Source organism: Streptomyces sp. NPDC001401, from assembly GCF_042895385.1.
Lineage (GTDB): Bacteria > Actinomycetota > Actinomycetes > Streptomycetales > Streptomycetaceae > Streptomyces.
The window spans coordinates 1,128,022-1,146,586 of sequence record NZ_JBIAWI010000001.1 but is presented as its reverse complement, the minus strand read 5'-3'; the positions used below and the strand labels follow the sequence as shown (position 1 = coordinate 1,146,586).

Annotated in this window: 15 protein-coding genes and 1 pseudogene; 2 read left to right on the top strand and 14 right to left on the bottom strand. The window is 69.5% G+C overall.

Features of this window, described 5'->3' with window-relative positions:
* From ACFY10_RS05275 to ACFY10_RS05225, 11 genes are all read right to left on the bottom strand, one after another.
* Positions 1–723 (bottom strand): hypothetical protein, encoded by a 723-nt coding sequence (locus tag ACFY10_RS05275; RefSeq protein ID WP_390663675.1) that lies wholly within the window; start codon positions 721–723, stop codon positions 1–3.
* A complete protein-coding gene (locus tag ACFY10_RS05270) occupies positions 710–979 on the bottom strand; it encodes a hypothetical protein (RefSeq protein WP_351471059.1) in 270 nt (89 codons plus the stop codon). Before ACFY10_RS05270 ends, ACFY10_RS05275 begins: the two co-directional genes overlap by 14 nt.
* A gap of 97 nt (positions 980–1,076) precedes the next feature.
* On the bottom strand, positions 1,077–1,376 hold the full coding sequence (locus tag ACFY10_RS05265) for a WXG100 family type VII secretion target (RefSeq protein WP_390663674.1): 300 nt from the start codon (positions 1,374–1,376) through the stop codon (positions 1,077–1,079).
* Positions 1,377–1,643: 267 nt separating this feature from the next.
* The gene (locus tag ACFY10_RS05260; RefSeq protein ID WP_390663673.1) at positions 1,644–2,285 is read right to left on the bottom strand and encodes a superoxide dismutase; all 642 of its coding nucleotides are present in this window, start codon (positions 2,283–2,285) and stop codon (positions 1,644–1,646) included.
* 110 nt (positions 2,286–2,395) lie between these two features.
* Entirely contained in the window at positions 2,396–3,778 is a 1,383-nt protein-coding gene (locus ACFY10_RS05255; RefSeq protein ID WP_390663672.1) for an amino acid permease, read from the bottom strand.
* A 113-nt stretch (positions 3,779–3,891) separates the two neighbouring features.
* The gene (locus ACFY10_RS05250) at positions 3,892–4,788 is read right to left on the bottom strand and encodes a TauD/TfdA dioxygenase family protein (protein ID WP_390663671.1); all 897 of its coding nucleotides are present in this window, start codon (positions 4,786–4,788) and stop codon (positions 3,892–3,894) included.
* Between the two features lie 12 nt (positions 4,789–4,800).
* Positions 4,801–6,147, bottom strand: a complete 1,347-nt coding sequence (locus tag ACFY10_RS05245; protein ID WP_390663670.1) for an LLM class flavin-dependent oxidoreductase — start codon at positions 6,145–6,147, stop codon at positions 4,801–4,803.
* A gap of 199 nt (positions 6,148–6,346) precedes the next feature.
* A complete protein-coding gene (locus ACFY10_RS05240; RefSeq protein ID WP_390663669.1) occupies positions 6,347–7,072 on the bottom strand; it encodes an ABC transporter ATP-binding protein in 726 nt (241 codons plus the stop codon).
* Entirely contained in the window at positions 7,048–7,896 is an 849-nt protein-coding gene (locus tag ACFY10_RS05235) for an ABC transporter permease (RefSeq protein ID WP_390663668.1), read from the bottom strand. The genes ACFY10_RS05240 and ACFY10_RS05235 overlap by 25 nt, the downstream gene beginning before the upstream one ends.
* Entirely contained in the window at positions 7,893–8,957 is a 1,065-nt protein-coding gene (locus tag ACFY10_RS05230; protein WP_390663667.1) for an ABC transporter substrate-binding protein, read from the bottom strand. The genes ACFY10_RS05235 and ACFY10_RS05230 overlap by 4 nt, the downstream gene beginning before the upstream one ends.
* A gap of 219 nt (positions 8,958–9,176) precedes the next feature.
* The gene (locus ACFY10_RS05225; RefSeq protein WP_390663666.1) at positions 9,177–10,364 is read right to left on the bottom strand and encodes an ROK family protein; all 1,188 of its coding nucleotides are present in this window, start codon (positions 10,362–10,364) and stop codon (positions 9,177–9,179) included.
* Positions 10,365–10,769: 405 nt separating this feature from the next.
* Here ACFY10_RS05225 and ACFY10_RS05220 point away from each other — a divergent pair, with 405 nt between their 5' ends.
* Positions 10,770–11,348 carry a biotin transporter BioY gene (locus ACFY10_RS05220; RefSeq protein WP_390663665.1) on the top strand — a complete coding sequence of 193 codons (579 nt, stop codon included), beginning with the start codon at positions 10,770–10,772 and terminating at the stop codon, positions 11,346–11,348.
* Here ACFY10_RS05220 and ACFY10_RS05215 read toward each other — a convergent pair.
* Both ACFY10_RS05215 and ACFY10_RS05210 read right to left on the bottom strand, forming a co-directional pair.
* On the bottom strand, positions 11,335–12,675 hold the full coding sequence (locus ACFY10_RS05215) for an FAD-binding oxidoreductase (protein WP_390663664.1): 1,341 nt from the start codon (positions 12,673–12,675) through the stop codon (positions 11,335–11,337). The genes ACFY10_RS05220 and ACFY10_RS05215 overlap by 14 nt on opposite strands.
* A gap of 104 nt (positions 12,676–12,779) precedes the next feature.
* Entirely contained in the window at positions 12,780–13,508 is a 729-nt protein-coding gene (locus ACFY10_RS05210; RefSeq protein WP_390663663.1) for an LPXTG cell wall anchor domain-containing protein, read from the bottom strand.
* A gap of 278 nt (positions 13,509–13,786) precedes the next feature.
* On the opposite strand from ACFY10_RS05210, the pseudogene ACFY10_RS05205 reads away from it, so the two are divergent.
* Positions 13,787–14,536, top strand: a pseudogene (locus tag ACFY10_RS05205) (serine/threonine-protein kinase); the annotation flags it as partial.
* 2,485 nt (positions 14,537–17,021) lie between these two features.
* Here ACFY10_RS05205 and ACFY10_RS05200 read toward each other — a convergent pair.
* On the bottom strand, positions 17,022–18,443 hold the full coding sequence (locus tag ACFY10_RS05200) for an amino acid permease (protein WP_390663662.1): 1,422 nt from the start codon (positions 18,441–18,443) through the stop codon (positions 17,022–17,024).
* Positions 18,444–18,565 lie beyond the last annotated feature (122 nt).

Genomic DNA, 18,565 nt, shown 5'->3' with positions numbered 1-18,565 from the left:
TCACTTCCCGTTCTCGGCGCCGGCGACGGCGGCTTGGGCAGGGTCCTCGGAGTCGTGGAACCGGAAGGTCCCGGCGACGGCGTCGAACACCTCGAAGAACTTCTCCGCCAGGCTGATGTTGGGCGTCGTACTGGCGAGCACCATCAGGTCCCGGCTCGACGGCACGGGGATCACCACCTGGTGCACGGCGGTGCGAATGGTGGCCTGCCCGAAGTAGTCGAAGTCCTCGAGCGAGGTCATCCGCCCCACACTGCCCACCTCGGGCAGCTCCATGATCTCCACGCGGTTCAGGTCGGAACCCCGCCCGACCGAGGTCCGGCTGTTCTGCACGCCCGCGGCGAGCATCAACTGCGGCAGATCGGTCGGCTCCCCCTCGGGGATCCGGGTCCGCAGCACCATCGCCGTGGCGTTCAGCGTGCTGCCGTCCGGGAGGAACCCGAGCAGGTAGCCGACCTGCAGGGCGCCCTGGGCGTAGGCTTCGCGCGCGCCCTTGCGGGTCTCCCGGATCAGGGCGTCCACCCGCTCGCGCTCGACCTCCACACCCTTCGCCTGCTCCTCGATCCGGCGCCGGATCGCCACATCCCTGGTGTTCGGGTCGAGGTCGAGGTGCGACCAACTGGACGGGTATTTCAGCGTGTAGCGCGCCGGAGCGCCCGACGGCCGCTCATCCGAGGGCAGCAGCCGCGGCCGCCCGCCCCCGTCCTGTGTCTCAAGCGGGTTCATCCAACGCCTTTGCAGCTTCGTTGTCCGTGTCGGTGAAGTTGTCGACGATGCCCTGCGCGGCCTGCTTGAACGTGTCCACGTTCTCCTGGACCCGTTCGTGGCCGGCCGACCATGCGTCGTCGAAGCCGTTGACGGCCGAGATCAGACCGTGGTCGCCCACATCGTCATCCGAACCGACGTTGCTCAACTTCGCTGTTCTGTCGATCCGTTCGCGGATGTCCTGCAGCGCGGCCATGGTGTCGGCGAGTTCGTCCACCGGTATGTGAATGCGCGACATGACGCCCCTTTCTCTCCCTGTACCGGCCGGGTTCCGTGGCGCCGGAGCGCCACGGAACCCGGCCGTGGCCAAGAAGTCAGCCGATGGCGCCGGACGTCTGGTCGTCGGTGTCGACGAACGCGTCGGCGACCTGCTTGATGAACTCGCTGACGCCCTGAAGGCCCTCAATGGCCTTCTCGGTGCCGTTCTTGTACTCCTCCCAGAACGGACGGAACTTGCTCTCGGAACCCGGCGTCGCGTAGGCCGCCTCGACCATCTCGTCCATCTTGGTGTTGGCCTCGTGGAGGCTCTGCTGCATCAGTTCCTTCTGGTTCTGCAGCCAGGTCGACGCCTCCCGCATCTCGTCCGGGCTGATCTTGATGTTGCCGCCGGCCATGTCGGTTCCTTCTCTCGTTCCGGATCGCCGCGGCCGCTCGGCCGCTCACACCCGGCTCTACGGGGCACCTGCCAGGGCGGTTCATGCCTGTTGCGGAACGGTGACGAAAACGGCTGGCCACGGGCCCCGGCGACCGGTGTCAAGCGGGCCTTCCCGGCCACAAGGAAGGCCCTCGCGAGTCACGTCCTCGCGAGGGCCTTCCTCTTCATCCGCCCGCTACGTGAAAGGTGAGAAGACGATCACGAGCAGGACGCTTCGATGTCTGCCTCAGGGCGTCAACAGCAATACGTCCGCACGGGACTTCGCCGCCTCGTAACGCCGCGCCACGTCCTGCCAGTTGACGACCTGCCACATCGCCTCGATGAAGTCCACCTTCTGGTTCTTGTACTGCAGGTAGAAGGCGTGCTCCCAGGCGTCGAAGACCAGAACCGGCACCGAGCCCTGGCCGACATTGCCCTGGTGATCGTAGACCTGCTCGACGACGAGGCGGCCGCTCAGCGGCTCGTAGGCGAGGACGCCCCAGCCGGAGCCCTGCGTGGTTGCGGCGGCCTTGGTCAGCTGGGTCCTGAACCCGGCGAAGGAGCCGAACGACTCGGTGATGGCGTCCGCCAGCTCGCCCAAGCCGTCCACCGCAAGCGGCTCACCGCCGCCGTCGCCGGTCATGTTCTGCCAGTAGATGCTGTGCAGGATGTGCCCGGACAGGTGGAAGGCCAGGTTCTTCTCCAGCCCGTTGACCGAGCCCCACGACTCCTTGTCCCGCGCCTCCGCCAGCTGCTCCAGCGTGTCGTTGGCGCCCTTCACATAAGCCGCGTGGTGCTTGTCGTGGTGCAGCTCGATGATCTCGGGGCTGATCACGGGGGCGAGTGCGGAGTAGTCGTACGGCAGGTCGGGCAGCGTGTAGACGGGCATGGCGGGGTCCCCTCCGGAACTCTTATTGCAAGTTAGTTGCAACTACACGCTAACAACAAAAAGCCCCCGTGGGTCACACGGGGGCCTCTCGGTGGTGCGGTGTGGTCGTGTCAGCGCCTGGCCTTCTGTCGGGCGTACCCCACCGCCGCCAGCACCGCCGTCAACCCGCCGGTGTAGTAGAGCTGGACCCGGGTGCCGGGCTCCCGGGCCATCAGCACGAAGATCGCCGCCATCCCCGCCAGCGCCACCCAGGTCAGCCACGGGAACGCCCACATCCGTACCGTCAGCCGCTCCGGGGCCTCCCGGTTCAGCCGGGCCCGCAGCCGCAGTTGCGAGACCGCGATGAAGACCCAGACGACCAGGATCACCGCGCCGATCATGTTCAGCAGCCAGGGGAAGACGTCGTCCGGGCGCCAGTAGCTCAGCACCACGCACACGAAACCGAAGACGGAGGAGGAGAGGACCGCGATGCGCGGGACGCCGCCGGACACCCGGCCCAGCACCCTCGGGCCCTGGCCCCGCTCCACCAGCGAGTAGGCGATGCGCGAGGAGCCGTAGATGTTGGCGTTCATGGCGGAGAGGAGGGCGACCAGGACGACCACATTCATCAGCTGCCCGGCGCCCGGGATGCCGAGGTGGTCGAGGGCGGCGACGTACGGGCCCTTCTCGACGACCTCATTCGAGTCCCAGGGGACGATCGTCACGATGACCGCCATCGAGCCGATGTAGAAGAGCGCGATGCGCCACATGGCCGTGCGGACGGCGCTCGCCACGCCCCGCACCGGGTCCTGCGACTCGGCCGCCGCGATGGTGACGGTCTCCAGGCCGCCGTACGCGAAGATCGAGGCGAGTACGCCGACGATCAGGCCCTCGCTGCCGTTCGGGAGGAAGTCGCTCAGATTGCCGGCCCCCGGGGCGTCCGTGCCGGGCAGGACGCCCGCGATGGCGAGCACGCCCAGGATCAGGAACAGGCTGATCGCCCCGACCTTCAGGGCCGCGAACCAGAACTCGAACTCGCCGAAGTTCTGCACGGCGGCAAGGTTCGTGACACAGAAGACGACCATGAAGAGGGCCACCCACGCCCACTCGGGCGTCCCCGGCAGCCAGCCCGTCACGATCTTCGCCGCGCCGATGCCCTCCAGGCCGACGGCCGTGCAGAGCAGCACCCAGAAGGACCAGCCCGCGGTGAAGCCCGCCCACGGGCCGATCGCCCGTTCCGCGTGCGCCGAGAACGAGCCCGACGACGGGTACGCGGCCGACATCTCGCCGAGCATCCGCATCACCAGCATCACGAGGAGACCGGAGAGCGTGTAGGCGACGACGATGGAGGGGCCGGCGGCGGCGATACCCGCGCCGGAGCCCACGAACAGACCCGCGCCGATGACCCCGCCGAGGGCGATCATCGACAGGTGGCGCTGCTTCAGGCCGTGGGACAGGGTGGCGTCGGCGTCCGCCTGTGGCGGCTTCTCGACCTCGGTGGTGCTGCTGGGCATGGGCGCGGCTCGTCCAGTACATGAGATGGGCAAAAACGCCCACAGTCTGGGCAGCCTCTCCGGTCAGGAGGAGAGGCTGCCCAGTATCCGGACGCGTCCGGTACGTGCTGTGACTACGCCGCTACGGAGGTGTAGTGCGAGGCGTCGCCCTCGATCGAGTAGCTCTCCTTGCCCTCGATCCCGGCCGGGATGTCACCGGCGACGGTCACCCGGTGCAGACGGCGCGGCAGACCGTCGTAGTTGTCGACGGCGTAGTGCTGGGTGATGCGGTTGTCGAAGAGGACCAGCTGGTTCTCGGACCAGCGGTGGCGCAGGATGTTCTCCGGCCGGGTGACATACGCCTGGAGCAGGTCGAGGATCTTGCGGGACTCGGACGGGGAGAGGCCCACGATGCGCTGGGCGAACCCGCCGATGAACAGGCCGCGTTCACCGGTCAGCGGGTGGACGCGGACCACCGGGTGGACCGTGCGGTACTTGATCGAGGTGAACTGGGCTCGCTGGGCGGCCTGCTGCTCGTCGAGCTCCTCCTCCGGTACGGCGTAGTCGTAGTCGTTGGTGTGCTCGGCCCACAGGGTGTCCGCCAACTGGCGCAGCGACTCGGGGAGTTGGCGGTAGGCGGCCGCCGCGCTGGCGATCAGGGTCTCGCCGCCGTACGGCGGGATCGTGATGGAGCGCAGCGTGCTGGCCTGCGGCGGGTTCAGGACGAACGTCACGTCGGTGTGCCAGTGGTTGGCGGCGCGGCCGCGCTCGCTGTCGACGGGCAGGACGTTCGGGACGCCGTCGACGGAGGAGACCGTCGGGTGGGCGGTGGTGACGTCACCGAAGTGGCGGACGAAGGCCTGCTGACCCTCGTCGTCGAGGTTCACGTCGTCGAAGACGAGGGCCTTGTGGACGTTGAGGGCCTCGCGGACCGCGGCGGCCGTCTCCTCGTCGAGCGGCTTGGAGACGTCGACGCCCAAGACGCGGGCGCCGATGTTCGCGGTGACCTTCTGGATTTCGATGCCGGGCATGTACGGGTCCTTTCAGACGGCGGCGAGTGCAGGAGAGGTGGTGACGTACTGGTTGGCGGGGCGCGGGAGGCCGTAACGCTCCCGCAGGGTCTGCCGGGAGCCGTATTCGGTGCGGAGGAGACCTCGGCCACGCAGGATCGGGACGACCTGCTCGACAAAGGTCTCGAGGCCGGAGGGCAGCACGGCGGGCATGATGTTGAACCCGTCGGCGGCGCCCTGCGTGAACCAGGTCTCGATCTCGTCGGCGACCTGCTCGGGCGTGCCCGCGAAGGTGAGATGGCCGCGTCCGCCGCCGAGCCGGCCGATCAGCTGCCGGACGGTGAGGCGCTCGCGCCGGGCGAGTTCGACGATGAGCGTGTAGCGGCTCTTCGCGCCCTCGATGGCGTCCTCGGGCGGGAGGTCGGCGGGGAGCAGGGCATCCAACTCCAGGGCGCCGGTGGGCAGTTGCAGCAGCCGCTCCAGGTTGGCCACCCCGTGCCGGTGCACGATGTGGTCCTCCAGCACCTGCTCGTTCGCGCGTGCCTCCGCCTCCGTCGAGCCGATGACCGGCACGATCCCGGGCAGCACCTTGATGTGTTCGGGGTCCCGGCCGGCCGCCTTCGTACGGGACTTGAGGTCGGCGTAGAAGGCCTGCGCGTCGGCCAGGGTCTGCTGGGCGGTGAACACCGCCTCCGCGTACCGCGCCGCGAACGCCTTCCCGTCCTCGCTCGACCCCGCCTGCACGAGCAGCGGGTAACCCTGGGGTGAGCGGGGCACGTTGAGGGCGCCCTCGACACTGAAGTACGTCCCCTTGTGCAAGGGCGGGTGGATCTTGTCGTCGTCGCCCCAGACGCCGGCCGCCTTGTCGGCGACGATCGCGTCGTCCTCCCAGCTGTCCCAGAGCTTCAGGGCGACATCGAGGAACTCGGCGGCCCGGGCGTACCGGTCGGCGTGCGCGGGTTCGTGCTCCAGACCGAAGTTGCGCGCGGCCTCCGCCCCCGCCGTGGTGACGATGTTCCAGCCCGCCCGGCCACCGCTGATGATGTCGAGCGAGGCGAACTTGCGGGCCAGGTTGTAGGGGGAGTTGTAGGAGGTGGAGGCGGTGGCGATCAGTCCGATGTGCTCGGTGGCCGTCGCCAGCGCGGTGAGCAGGGTCAGCGGTTCCAGGGCACCGGCGGGGCGCTGGGCGATGTTGCCCCACAGCTGAGGTCCGTCGGCGAGGAAGAGCGAGTCGAAGGTGCCGCGTTCGGCGATCCGGGCGAGCTTGACGTAGTGGTCGAGCTCGACGTGGGCGTACGGGTCGCTCTCCGGGAGGCGCCAGGAGGCTTCGTGGTGGCCGGTGCTCATCAGGAAGGCGTTGAGGTGGAGCTGCCGGGGCATGGGGGTCCTTTGCTTCGGATGCTTCGGAAGAACAGGGGGAGGGCTCACGAGCGCAGGTCAGTGCACTTCAGCCCGTCCGCTTGTTTCGAGCGCCGGTCACGGAAATTCAGCCCGTCCGGCGTTTGAGGACGAGGCCCCTCAAGGGCCGAAGCGGGGGCCTGGGGGCGGCAGCCCCCAGCACGGTCACGACAGCCGCCGGTCACCCCGCATCCTCGGTCACGCCCAGCGCGGCCAGCAGCTGCTCCCGGTACTCCCCGAGCAACGGATCCCGGTACGAGCGCGGATGAGGCCGGTCGATCGCGAGGTCGAGCCCGACGCGGCCCGCGTCGAGCACCAGCACCCGGTCGGCGAGCACGATGGCCTCGTCCACGTCGTGGGTGACCAGGAGCACCGACGGCCGGTGGCGTTCCCACAGCTGCCGCAGCAGAGAGTGCATCTTGATGCGCGTCAGGGCATCCAGCGCGCCGAACGGCTCGTCGGCCAGCAGCAGTTCGGGCTCGCGGACCAGCGACCGGGCCAGGGCGGCTCGCTGCGCCTCGCCACCCGACAGCTCGTTTGGCCAGGCCCGCTCACGGCCTTTCAGGCCCACCTCGGCGAGGGCGGCACGCCCCTTCTCCTCGCCGTCGGTGCCCAGCAGTACGTTGTCCAGCACCCGCCGCCAGGGCAGCAGCCGCGAGTCCTGGAAGACCACGGACACCGCTTCCGGAGCGGTCAGCTGACCGCTCCCGGCCACCTTGTGGTCCAGCCCCGCGATCGCCCGCAGCAGCGTGCTCTTGCCGGAGCCGCTGTGCCCGAGCAGAGCCGTGAACTGTCCTGCCGGAAGGTCGAGATCGATGCCGTCGAGCACCGTCCGCCCCTCGAACGACCTGGTGAGTCCCCGGAGTTGGACGGCGGGCCGGGTCAGCTGCTCAGTGTGCGGCGCCATGACAGCACCCTCCGTTCGATGAGACGGACTGCGCTGTCGGAGACCAGACCGAAGACGCCGTAGACGAGCAGGCCCACCAGGATGACGTCGGACTGGCCGTAGTTCTGGGCCTGGAACATCATGTAGCCGAGTCCGCTGGTGGCGTTGATCTGCTCCAGGACCACCAGGCCCAGCCAGGAGCCGGTCACCCCGAGCCGGAGTCCCACGAAGAATCCGGGCAGGGCGCCGGGGATGACGATCTGCCGGATGAAGGCCCAGCGCGACAGCCCCTGCACCTCGGCGAGTTCGACGAAACGGCTGTCGATGCCGGACAGCGCGGCATGCGTGTTCAGGTAGATCGGGATGTAGACGACGATGGCGATGATCGCGATCTTGAAGGACTCGCCGATGCCCAGCCAGAGGATGAACAGCGGGATCAGGCCAAGGGTCGGGATGGCCCGGTTGAGGTTCACCGTCCCGTCGATCAGCGCCTCGCCGACCCGGCTGAGCCCGGAGGCCAGGGCGAGGACGACGCCGCCCGTCAGGCCGATCGCGAAACCGTACGCGGCCCGCTCCAGCGAGGTCAGGATGTCGGTGGGCAGGGTCCCGGCGGTCCACAGGTGACCGGCCGTTTCGAGCACCGTCCAGGGCGCCGGGATCGCGCCGGGATCGAGCTGTCCGGCGGCGGAGGCGACCGCCCACAGGCCCAGGACGAGGGCGGGGCCGATGAGACGGGAGGCGGGCAGCCGCTTGCCGGGGGAGAGACCTCGCCGGCGTGCCCGCCGTGTGCCCCGGTCCTCCGTGCGGACGGGGGCCGCAGTGGTCGTCGTGGTCACGGCGCTCACCTCCGGTACTCCGCCGGTACGGCCTTGGCGGCGATGGACTCGAAGCGGTGGTCGAAGAGCGAGGAGACGTCGAACTTCTTCACGAAGCCGCCCTCCGCCAGCAGATCGGCGGTCTCCTGCTCCCACTTGATCGCCTCGTCCCAACTCGGCGGGAACAGCGGCTTGTTGGCGAGATCGGAGATCGACTTGGCCTGGGCGGCGGTCAGGTTCTGCGTCTTGACGTAGAACTCCTCGTTCCAGGCGTCGGGGTTCTCGTACGTCCAGACCTGGCCCTTGGCCCAGTACGGGATGTACGCGGCGACCGCGGCGGCCTTCGCGGGGTCGTTCAGTACGGAGGCCGGCGCCCACAGGAGGTTGAGGAGATCGACGACGTCGGTGGTGATGGCGTGTGCGCCCTTGGACTTGTACTGCGCCAGATAGGCGGGCGCCTGCTGGTTGGCAAGGGGCGCGATGTCCACCTGGCCCGACTGCAGGGCGGTGAGGAACTGGTTGCTGGTCAGCGGGACGAGCTTGACGTCGTCGTACTTCAGCCCCGCCTTCTTCAACGCCCGCAGAAGTACGACACCTTGGGCCTGCCCCTGCGAGAACGCGAGCTTCTTGCCCTTGAAGTCGGCGACCGACCGGATGTCGCTGCCCGGCTTGGTGGCGAAGAGGTAGTTGGGCTTGCGGGTGATGTCGATCGCGACGATCTTCGCGTCGAAACCCTGGTAGTGCGCCTGGATCGGCGGAATTCCCGCATTGTTGGCGAGGTCGAGAGAGTTGGCGCGGAAGGCGTTGATGACATCGGGACCGGCTCCGATGTTCACCCAGCTCGACACCTGGAAAGGAAGGCTCAACTTGGCGAGCTTGAACTGGAGTTGCTGGGTGTTCGAGTACGAGGCGATCTTCAGGCTCGTACCGGACGGAACCTTGTCGGCCAACGGAGCGGACGAGACACCCTTGCTGTCGGCGGCCGAGCTGCTGCCCGCGCAGCCGCTCAGCCCGGCGACGCCGGCCGCGGCGCCGAGCAGGGAGGTGAGGAAGAGCCGTCGGTCGACACCCGACAGGGGAGAGGAAGTCATGGCAGGACTCCGTGAGTTTCAGAAGGAACTTCAGAAGGAAAGAGCGCAGGCGGAATTCCGGGCAGGGAAGAGCCGGGGAAGGGAATTCACGCAGCAGAAAATGAGCGCTTCACACGCGGCAACGTGTCAGCAACAAAGGGTGCGACAGCTCACGAACGGGCTCATGAACAGGATGTTCCTGGTCATGCACGGTCCCTGTCAACATTCCGAGTTTCTGAATTAAATAGCCTCAGGTGAGGCCGCCAGCGGGTCGCGGTAGAGCACGTCCAGCGCCACCGAACCGCCCGCCACCGCGAGGATCGATTCCGGGAAACTCGTCGGGACGACGGACACCGCGCGTTCGTCCCCGACCCCTTGGCGCAGTGCGTCGAGGCAGTCCGCCCGGTGGATGATGCCGAGCTCGCTCACCACCACCGTCTCCGGATTCAGTACGTCGAGCAGCAACCGAGAGGCCTGCCCGACGGCATGGGCCCGCTCCACCAGCAGCCGTACGGCCTCCGGGTCGCCACCGTCCGCCGCCGTGACCACGTGCATCGGGTTCACACCCGCCACCACGCCCGCCTCCCGCGCCCGCCGGCACAGCGTCCGCTCGCTCAACTCGGCCTGCAGACAGCCGATACGGCCGCAGTCGCACGGCTCCGTGCCGCCCGGCACCGGCAGATGGGCGATGGCGCCCGCCTGGGAGCGCGGCCCGTGGTGCACCTCGTCGCCCGTGGCGAAGGCCGCGTCGACGACGTTGCCGACGAACAGGTGCAGCACGCTTCCACTGCTCCGCGCCAGCCCGAACAGCCGCTCCCCGTTGACCAACGCCCGCGCGTGCCCGTCCACATGGACCGGCAGCCCGGTGCGCCGGCCGAGCACCTCCCGCACGGCCACGTCCCGCCAGCCCAGCAGCGGATGCTCCACGACGGTCCCGGACTCCCGGTCGACCCAGCCGCCGACGGCCACGCCGACACCGAGGGCTCTGCACCGGGGGTTGGCTGCCAGCAGTGCCGCCAGCCCCTCGGCGGCCCGGGCCAGTACCCACCCCGGATCGGTGCGCTCGTGCTTCAGCTCGCGCCGGGCCACCACCCGGCCGCGCAGATCGAGCAGCGCCACCGTGGTGTACGGCACCGCCACATGCACCCCGCCGACCACGAACCGCGAGTCGTCCAGGTCGACGGGGACGTGCGGACGGCCCACCCCGTTCGAGCGGCGGGGCGCGTCCGACTCGCGGATCAGGCCGAGTTCGGTGAACCGGGCGCAGTAGTCGGTGACGGACGCGGGCGACAGCCCGGTCAGCCGGGCGATGGTGGAGCGCGCCACCGGCCCGTGCTCCAGCACGGACCGCAGCACGACGCTGGCGCTCGTCCGGCGCCGGTCATCACGGGGAGGGGAGGGAAGGGTGGTTGCCGCGGTACGGGGCATGGCGATCATCCTCGGGAACGGGTCCGACACTGCGCCGTCTCGTACAGCGAGACGCGCCGGATCCGCTCCGCCCGCCCCGCTAGGGCAGATGACAGGCGGACGCACCGACTCGTCGCAGGTCGACGTGGCGACGCGACGAGAAGTTCCGGGACTGGGCGACCATGAACTCGAAGCTAGCAAAACGGGCCACCGCTGCCCAGACGGCGACCGACGGGCGAGACGACGAAGGTTAGGTCACTCCCTCTCCGTGACCGGTGTCACGCCGTACCCCGTGTAACCCACATCCTTTGTACGGAGCCCACGAAACCGCTGCTCCACCCTTTGTCGAGCGCTGATGGTGATCACCTCGAGTGCCCTGGGTTAGCGTCACCGAGTCCCCTTGTGTCCCCGACCCGCGGAGTCCCCATGAGCACCGCTGCCGCCCCCGCCCTCCCCGGACAGGTCCTCGCCGACCTGCTCCCCGCTTCCCGCGTCCGCGACCTCGCGCTCGTGCTCGGCGGCGCCGCGCTCACCGGCCTCGCGGCCCAGATCTCCGTCCCCGTCCCGGGCTCCCCGGTGCCGGTGACCGGCCAGACCTTCGCCGCCCTGCTGGTCGGCACCACGCTCGGCGCGAGCCGCGGCCTGGCGTCGCTCGTCCTGTACGCGCTGGCCGGGCTCGCCGGTGTGCCGTGGTTCGCCGGCGGCAGCTCCGGTGTCTCCGTCTCCTTCGGCTACATCCTCGGCATGCTCCTCGCCTCCACCGTGGTGGGCGCCCTGGCCCGCCGCGGCGCCGACCGCTCCGTGCTGCGCATGGCGGGCACGATGCTGCTGGGCGAGGCGATCATCTACGCCGTGGGAGTCCCGTACCTGGCCTACGCCGCCGACATGTCCGCGTCCACGGCGATCGCGGCCGGCCTCACCCCGTTCCTGCTCGGCGACGCCCTGAAGGCGGCCCTGGCGATGGGCGTCATGCCCACCGCCTGGAAGCTCGTCAACAAGCGCTGAGGTTGTAGTTCCTGCGGAAGAGGTTCGCCGGGTCGTAGTGCGACTTCAGCTCGGCGAGCCTCTTCAGCGTTACGGCGTCGTAGAGGCCGTCGGTCCGATCCCCGGCACCGAAGGCGAAGTTGAGGGCGCGGCCGAGGGTGACCGGCGCGAGCAGCGCGAACGCCGGATCCAGTACGGCCCGCGCCGTCTCCCTATCGCCCACCGTCAACAGCCGCACCAGAAAACGCCCTTCGCGGTACGGCACCGAGTTCGCCGCCGGATGCGCGAGCGCCCCGCCCAGATGGTTGATCTGCACGACGCACATCGGCCCACCCGAGTCCGGACCCACCCGAGAGAGCAGCTCACCGGCGGCCGTCACGTCCAGCTCGCTCAGCACCGCACTGTCCCCGTAGTACGCATGCGGGAAGTCCGGGTCGCTGTGGATGGTGTGGCTCTCGGCGTACGGCATCTCACGCAGGGAGTCGGCGAGCGCAGGCCCCAACTCCCGGAGCGGGGCGACGAGTTGCTCGCCGCCGGTGCCGGTGTACGCGACGCGCACGGAGACGACGTACCGGCCGCGCAGGTGCGGCGGCAACGCCGGGATGTCCGGATACGGTACGGCCGCGAAGGACGAGGTCAGCCCGTCGGGCACGGTCCGCGTCCACTCCTCGTACGCCCGCAGCACGGCGGCCGGGTCGACCTCGCGTCCGTCGAACGCGAGCGAGCCGCCGTAGAGCGTCTTCACGGGTACGAGGCCGATCTCCAGCTCGGTGACGATGCCGAAGTTGTGGCCGCCGCCGAGGAGGGCCCAGTACAGGTCGGGGTCGGACTCCCGGGTCACGTGCCGGAGCCGGCCGTCGGCGGTGACGATGTCCAGGGAGCGCACATGGTCGGCCGCGTACCCGAACTCCCTTGCCAGGATGCCCAGTCCGCCGCTCAGCGTGTAGGACACTGCGCCGACGCTCGGGGCGGAGCCGTTGAGCGGGGCCAGGCCGTACGGTTCGGCGGCCGCCACGACCTGCCCCCAGCGGACGCCCGCCTGAACGCGGACGGTGCGCGCCTCGGGGTCGACGGTCACCCGGTCCATCCGCTTCGTCGTCACCAGCACCCCGCCCTCGGAGGCGCCGGGCAGCCCGTGCCCGGTGGCCTGGACGCCGACAGGCAGGTCGTGGTCGGCCGCGTACCGTACGGCGGCGATCACGTCGTCGGCCGAGGAGGCGGCGAAGACCACGGCGGGCCGCTGGGCGAACCCGGTCTGGAAACCGGCGAGTTCGTCGTCGTAGCCGGGCCGGCCGGGGCGGAGGACGAGCAGATCTGCGGTGTTGTCGGCGTTGGTCATGGCAGCCATCGTGCGCGGATAACCTGACAGTTGCCGTCAGCTTTTCAAGCGAACAGATGGCCGGGATGCCAGGCCCCCGGCCATCTGGTGGACCCGCTCAGCCGCTCAGCCGCTCAGCCGCGCATCCGCTGAGGCGTCGGCCGCCGGGACGACCACCACAGCCCCGCCGCACCGGCCGCGATCAGGGTGGCGCCCGCCGCACCCAGCGGCAGGACGTCCCGCCCGACACCGGTCTTCGGCAGCTCGCTGCCGCCCGGTGCCACCGGCTTGTTGTCGGTGCCGAGGAGCAGCGGGGTGGCCGGGGCGTTCGGCGACGGGTTCGTCGTACCGAACGGAACCGGTCCCTGCTGCCAGTACGTCTTCTTCCCGTCACCGGACTGAACGGGCAGGCAGATCTTGCCGGTCTTGCTCAGGTCGTAGGTGGCGTCGACGGCGTACGACTTCGACTTGCCGGCCGCCAGATTGTCGATCGCGCAGGAGAAAGCGCTGTTCGAGCCCGTCGGAAGATTCTTTTCGGAAATCTGGGAGCAGCCTTGAACGCTCTTCACCGTGAGGCCGTCGAAACCGGCGACCACAAGCTGGATCTTTCCGCTGTCCTTGGTCCCTTCGTTCTTGACCGTGGCGGTGATCGCCGTCTTTTTGGAGCCGTTGTCGACCGAGATCTTCGAAGGCAGAAGCGTGGTCAGCTTTACACCTGCCGGTGCCTCGTCGACGGCCTTTCCCCCCTTGCTGCTGCCGGGTCCCTGGTCGTCCGCGCTGGCAGTGAAGGAAAGGATCATCACTGCCGAAAAAGATGCCGCGACCAGCGATCCCGCGATGGTCGTCGTGCGACGAGAACTCATGTTCACATCCCCCTTGGCTGCGCCTGAATTCGCAGTACTTGAAGAGCTACCACAAGATTTCTCCGCACTATGCTGGTACGCCATGAAGTGTGACCATTGTGTTTCAGTCGGGGCGCGGCTGAGATAAATGAGGCAACTGGGGTAATCGGGGTGACCGGGCTGACCCGGGGTAATCAAGGGGGTGCAGCGGATTGCCGGGGAATACGAGGAGCGGCGGAGTTCCAGGGTTACTGGTGACGGGGCGCTATCGGCTGGTCGAAAGTATCGGCCAGGGAGGAATGGGGCGGGTGTGGCGAGCCGCCGACGAGATGCTCGACCGTCCGGTCGCCGTCAAGGAGATGCGCATAGACGGCCTGGACGCGGAGGACACCCGCACCAGGCGCGAACGCACGCTGCGCGAGGCCAGGGCCACCGCCCGGATCGACCATCCCAATGTCGTGCGGGTCTACGACGTCGTCGACGAGGGCGAACGCCTGTGGATCGTCATGGAGTTGGTCGTCGGCCGCTCCCTTGAACAGATCATGGTGGAGGAGGGGCCGCTGGGGCCCGGCGAGGCGGCACGGATAGGGCTCGGTCTGGTGGCGGCGTTGCGCCAGGTGCATGCGCGCGGCGTCCTGCACCGGGACATCAAGCCCGGGAACGTCCTGGTGGAGGGCAGCGGCCGGCGCATCGTCCTCACGGACTTCGGTATCGCCGCGATCCAGGACGCCAAGGCGCTCACCATGGTCGGCATGCTCGTCGGCTCCCCCGACTACATGGCTCCCGAACGCATCTCCGGCCGCCCCCAGGGCCCGCCGTCCGACGTGTGGTCGCTGGGCGCGACCCTCTGCGCGGCCCTGGGCGGCCGCTCCCCCTTCTCCCGCGACACGACCCTGGCCACACTGCACGCGGTCCTGTACGAGGAGCCCGAACTCCCTGCCGCGGCAGGCCCGCTACGGGACGTCCTGGCCGCACTGCTCGAGAAGGAACCATCGGTCCGCCCGGGCCTGCACGATCTGGAGGAGGCCCTACGACCGGTCGCGTTCCCGGCACCCACGCCGACCCTTCCGGTGGGCGGAGGAGAGGACAAGGGCGCGGCGGCGAAGGAAGAGACGCCCGGGGCGGGGCCGGAGCCCACTCAACTTACGGACGAGCAAGAGCCGTCCGAGCCCCAGGAGCCCCCCGGAACCGGACCGACCGAGAACGCCGAGCCGAGCCCGACCGGCGCACCTGCGACCGAAGCGACGACGAGTGCCAGGACGAGGCCTAGGACGAGTGCTACGGCGAGCGCTGAAGCCGAGCCGGAGCCCGTGGGCGGGACCGAGCGGTTCGGTGGGGCTGGGCGGTCCGGTGGGGCTGAGCGGCCTGGTGGGGCTGAGCGGTTCGGTGGGCCCGAGCGGCCTGGTGGGGCTGAGCGGTTCGGTGGGCCCGAGCGGTTCGGTGGGGCTGAGCGGCCTGGTGGGGTTGAGCGGTCCGGTGGGCCCGAGCGGCCTGGTGGGGCTGAGCGGCCTGGTGGGGCTGAGCGGCCTGGTGGGGTTGAGCGGTCCGGTGGGCCCGAGCGGCCTGGTGGGGCCGACGCCCCCGGCGGCCTGGACACGCCCGGCCCGGCGGAGCCGCCCCCGACCACCCCGTGGGCCCCGAACGAGACGCCCACCCCGGCCTACCTGGACACCCGTCTCGTACGCACTGCACGCGACCCCAGGCAACCCGCCCCCGCCCCCGTCCAGGACGCGATACCGCAAGACCTGCCCGACACTCACGACTTCCGCCGAGACCGCGCCCCAGCCCCGACCAGCACGGACGAGCCCTCCGACGCCCCTGCACCGCCGCAACAACCCGCCGCCAACCCCGCGGCAACGGCACCCCCGCCTCCGCAAGCACCCCACACACCCGCCGAGCCGCACGAGCCTTCTGTGTATGCGGATTCTGTCGGCCCTTCGGCGCCTGCTGAACTGCGTGGGTCTTCCGCGTTTGCGGATTCCGATGAGTCTCCGGCGGCAGCGGCAGTCCAGGGGCCGCCGGCGTTGGCGGATTCCGTTGGGCCTTCGGCGCCTGCTGAACCGTACGGGCGCTCTGCGTTTGCGGGTTCCGATGAGTCTCCGGCGGCAGTCGGATCCCAGGGGCCGCCGGCGTTCGCGGATTCCCATGAGCCTCCGGCGGCAGCCGCATTCCAAGGGCCGTCGGCGTTTGCTGATTCCCATCAGCCCCCGGCACCAGCGGCCCCCCACGGTCCGCCCGCGCATGCGGAACCCCGCGAGCCCTCCGCACCCTCCCAGCCCCCCGGACCTTCCGCACCCTCCGTACCCGCCGAGCCCCACAGCCCCACCGCACCCGCCGTCTCCCAGGCACCCCCCGCCCCCCAACCCCCCAACGCCTCCACCGAAGTCCCCTCCGAACTGCGCTCGGAGGTCCGCTCCGAGACCCCGTCCGCCAACTCCGCGCCCCCCACTGCCCATTCCGAGCCCCCCGCACCCCAACGATCCGGCGTCTCACTCATCCGCCCCCACGCGGTCACCGAGCAGCGCCCCGCGCAGCGGAACGGCTCCGGCCTCGCAGCAGTCGCGCACCCGAGCACTCAGCAGGACCCGACCCCAACCACTCGGCCGGCCCCGGCCCCAGGCGCCCAGCAGGGACCGCCTCCCGGCGCCCACCAGGGACTGCCTCCCGACGTCCAACAAGGCCCGCACCCGGGCACGCGCCAGGCCCCCCACCCGAACACGCAGCAGAGCCGCTCCAACCCCGCCCCCGACCAAGCCACCCGCCCCGCCCTGGGCCCCCACCCCCTCCGCACCCCCCAAGGGGAACTCCGTGGCCCCGCCGTCCAGACCACTCCCCACCGCGGCCGCCGCCGTGCCGTACTCGTGGCCGGCGTCGGTCTGGTGGCGGCCGGTGCCGTCGTCGCCGTACTCCTCCTGACGAACTCCGGATCGCCCGGCGACGACCGCGCAGGCTCCTCGACGTCACCGACGACGTCCGCCACCACACCCGCCGGCAGCCCGTCGTCCACCGTGGAAGGCACGTCCAGGCCGCAGAGCCTGCCGCCGGGCTCCCACCGGGAAGCCGGCGGGTTCGCGTGGGCGCCGCCGCAGGACTGGCGGCGGGATCTGAAGACGGGGGCGGAGGTGCACTACACGTCCCCCGACGGCGCACAGGAGCTCGTGGCCAAGTCGTCCCTCGCCCGCGGCGACCTGATGGAGACATGGCAGAAGTCGGAGCAGGACGCCCACCAGGGCCAGGACTACCGGAAGATCCGCCTGGAGAAGACGACGTTCCGCGGCAACCCGGCCGTGGTCTGGGAGTACACCTTCACCCTGAAGGGCACCCCCTGGCACGCCCGGCTGCTGGGCTTCGACAAGGACGGGAAGTCGTACCAGATCAACACCTGGTACCAGCCGGAGATCGAAACCCAGGCCCTCAAGACCTACGACAAGGTCAAGGACAGCTTCACGGTGCTGTGAGCGGCTCGGCGAGCGTGCAGAAGGGGCCCGCGGTGAACACCGCGGGCCCCTCGTCCAGCACACAACGCCGTTGACGTCAGCCGGTCTTGACCTTCTCCTGCACCTCCGCCGAGGACGCGCCCCCGACGACCGCCCGGCCGCCCCCACGCACCTTCTCCTTCACGAAGGCGATGACGAGCACGACCGCCGCGACGAGCAGCGACAGCAGCACGGTCTCGCGCCCGTCGTGCTCCGTGTCCGTGAGCATGTAACCCAGCACGAACACGATCAGCGCGGCCGTCGCCCAGGTCAGATACGGGTACAGCCACATCCTCACGACCAGCTTCTCCGGCGCCTCGGCCTGGATGATCTTCCGCATGCGCAGCTGCGAGAAGCAGATGACCAGCCACACGAACAGGGCCACCGCACCACTGGAGTTGACCAGGAAGAGGAAGACGGAGTCCGGGAACTTGTAGTTGAAGAACACGGCGACGAACCCGAAGACCACGGACGCGACGATCGCGGCCATCGGCACACCACGCGAGGTCGTCTTCGCGAACACCTTCGGCGCGTCCCCCCGCTCACCGAGCGAGAAGGCCATCCGGGAGGCCGTGTACAGACCCGAGTTGAGACAGGACAGCACCGACGTCAGCACGATGAAGTTCATGATCTGACCGGCGTGCGCGATACCGAGGGAGTCGAGGGCCGCGACGTAGGAGCCCTGCTTCTTGATCGACGGGTCGTTCCAGGGCAGCAGGGTCACGACGACGAAGATCGAGCCCAGGTAGAAGACCGCGATACGCCAGATGATGCTGTTCGTGGACTTCGTCACGGCCCGCTGCGGGTTCTCCGACTCGCCCGCCGCCAGCGTCGCGATCTCGCTGCCCATGAAGGAGAAGACGACCAGCAGTACGCCGGTGAGGATCGCGCCGGGCCCGTGGGGCAGGAAGCCGCCGTGGCCGGTGAGGTTGCTCAGGCCGGCCTTGTCGCTGTCGACGCCCGGCAGCACACCGAAGACAGCGAGCCCGCCGACCACGATGAACGCGCCGATCGCGACGACCTTGATCCCGGCGAACCAGAACTCGAACTCGCCGTAGGAACCGACCGAGACGAGGTTGGTGGCGGTCAGCACCACCATCACGATCAGGGCCCAGCCCCACTGCGGGACGGCCGGCATCCACGCCGCCAGGATCTTGGCACCGGCGGTGGCCTCCACCGCGAGCACCACGACCCAGAAGAACCAGTAGAGCCAGCCGATGGAGAACCCGGCCCAGCGGCCGAGGGCCCGGTCGGCGTGCGCCGAGAACGAGCCGGAGGTCGGATTGGCGGCGGACATCTCGCCGAGCATCCGCATCACGAGGACGACGAGCGTGCCGACGAGGGCGTACGACAGGAGGATGCCCGGTCCTGCGGTGGCGATACCGGAGCTGGAGCCGACGAAGAGGCCGGCGCCGATGACGCCACCGATGGCGATCATCGACAGATGGCGGTTCTTCAGTCCGGCCTGGAGACCAGTCATGGGGGAATTCCTTTGCACCGGGTGAGCGGTCCCGTACGGGTCGCGTACGAGTCGGTCCAGTGAAACGGAGGCAAAGGAATTCGTGAACCTTTGATTCCAGATCGTTACTTGAGGTTTCCTTG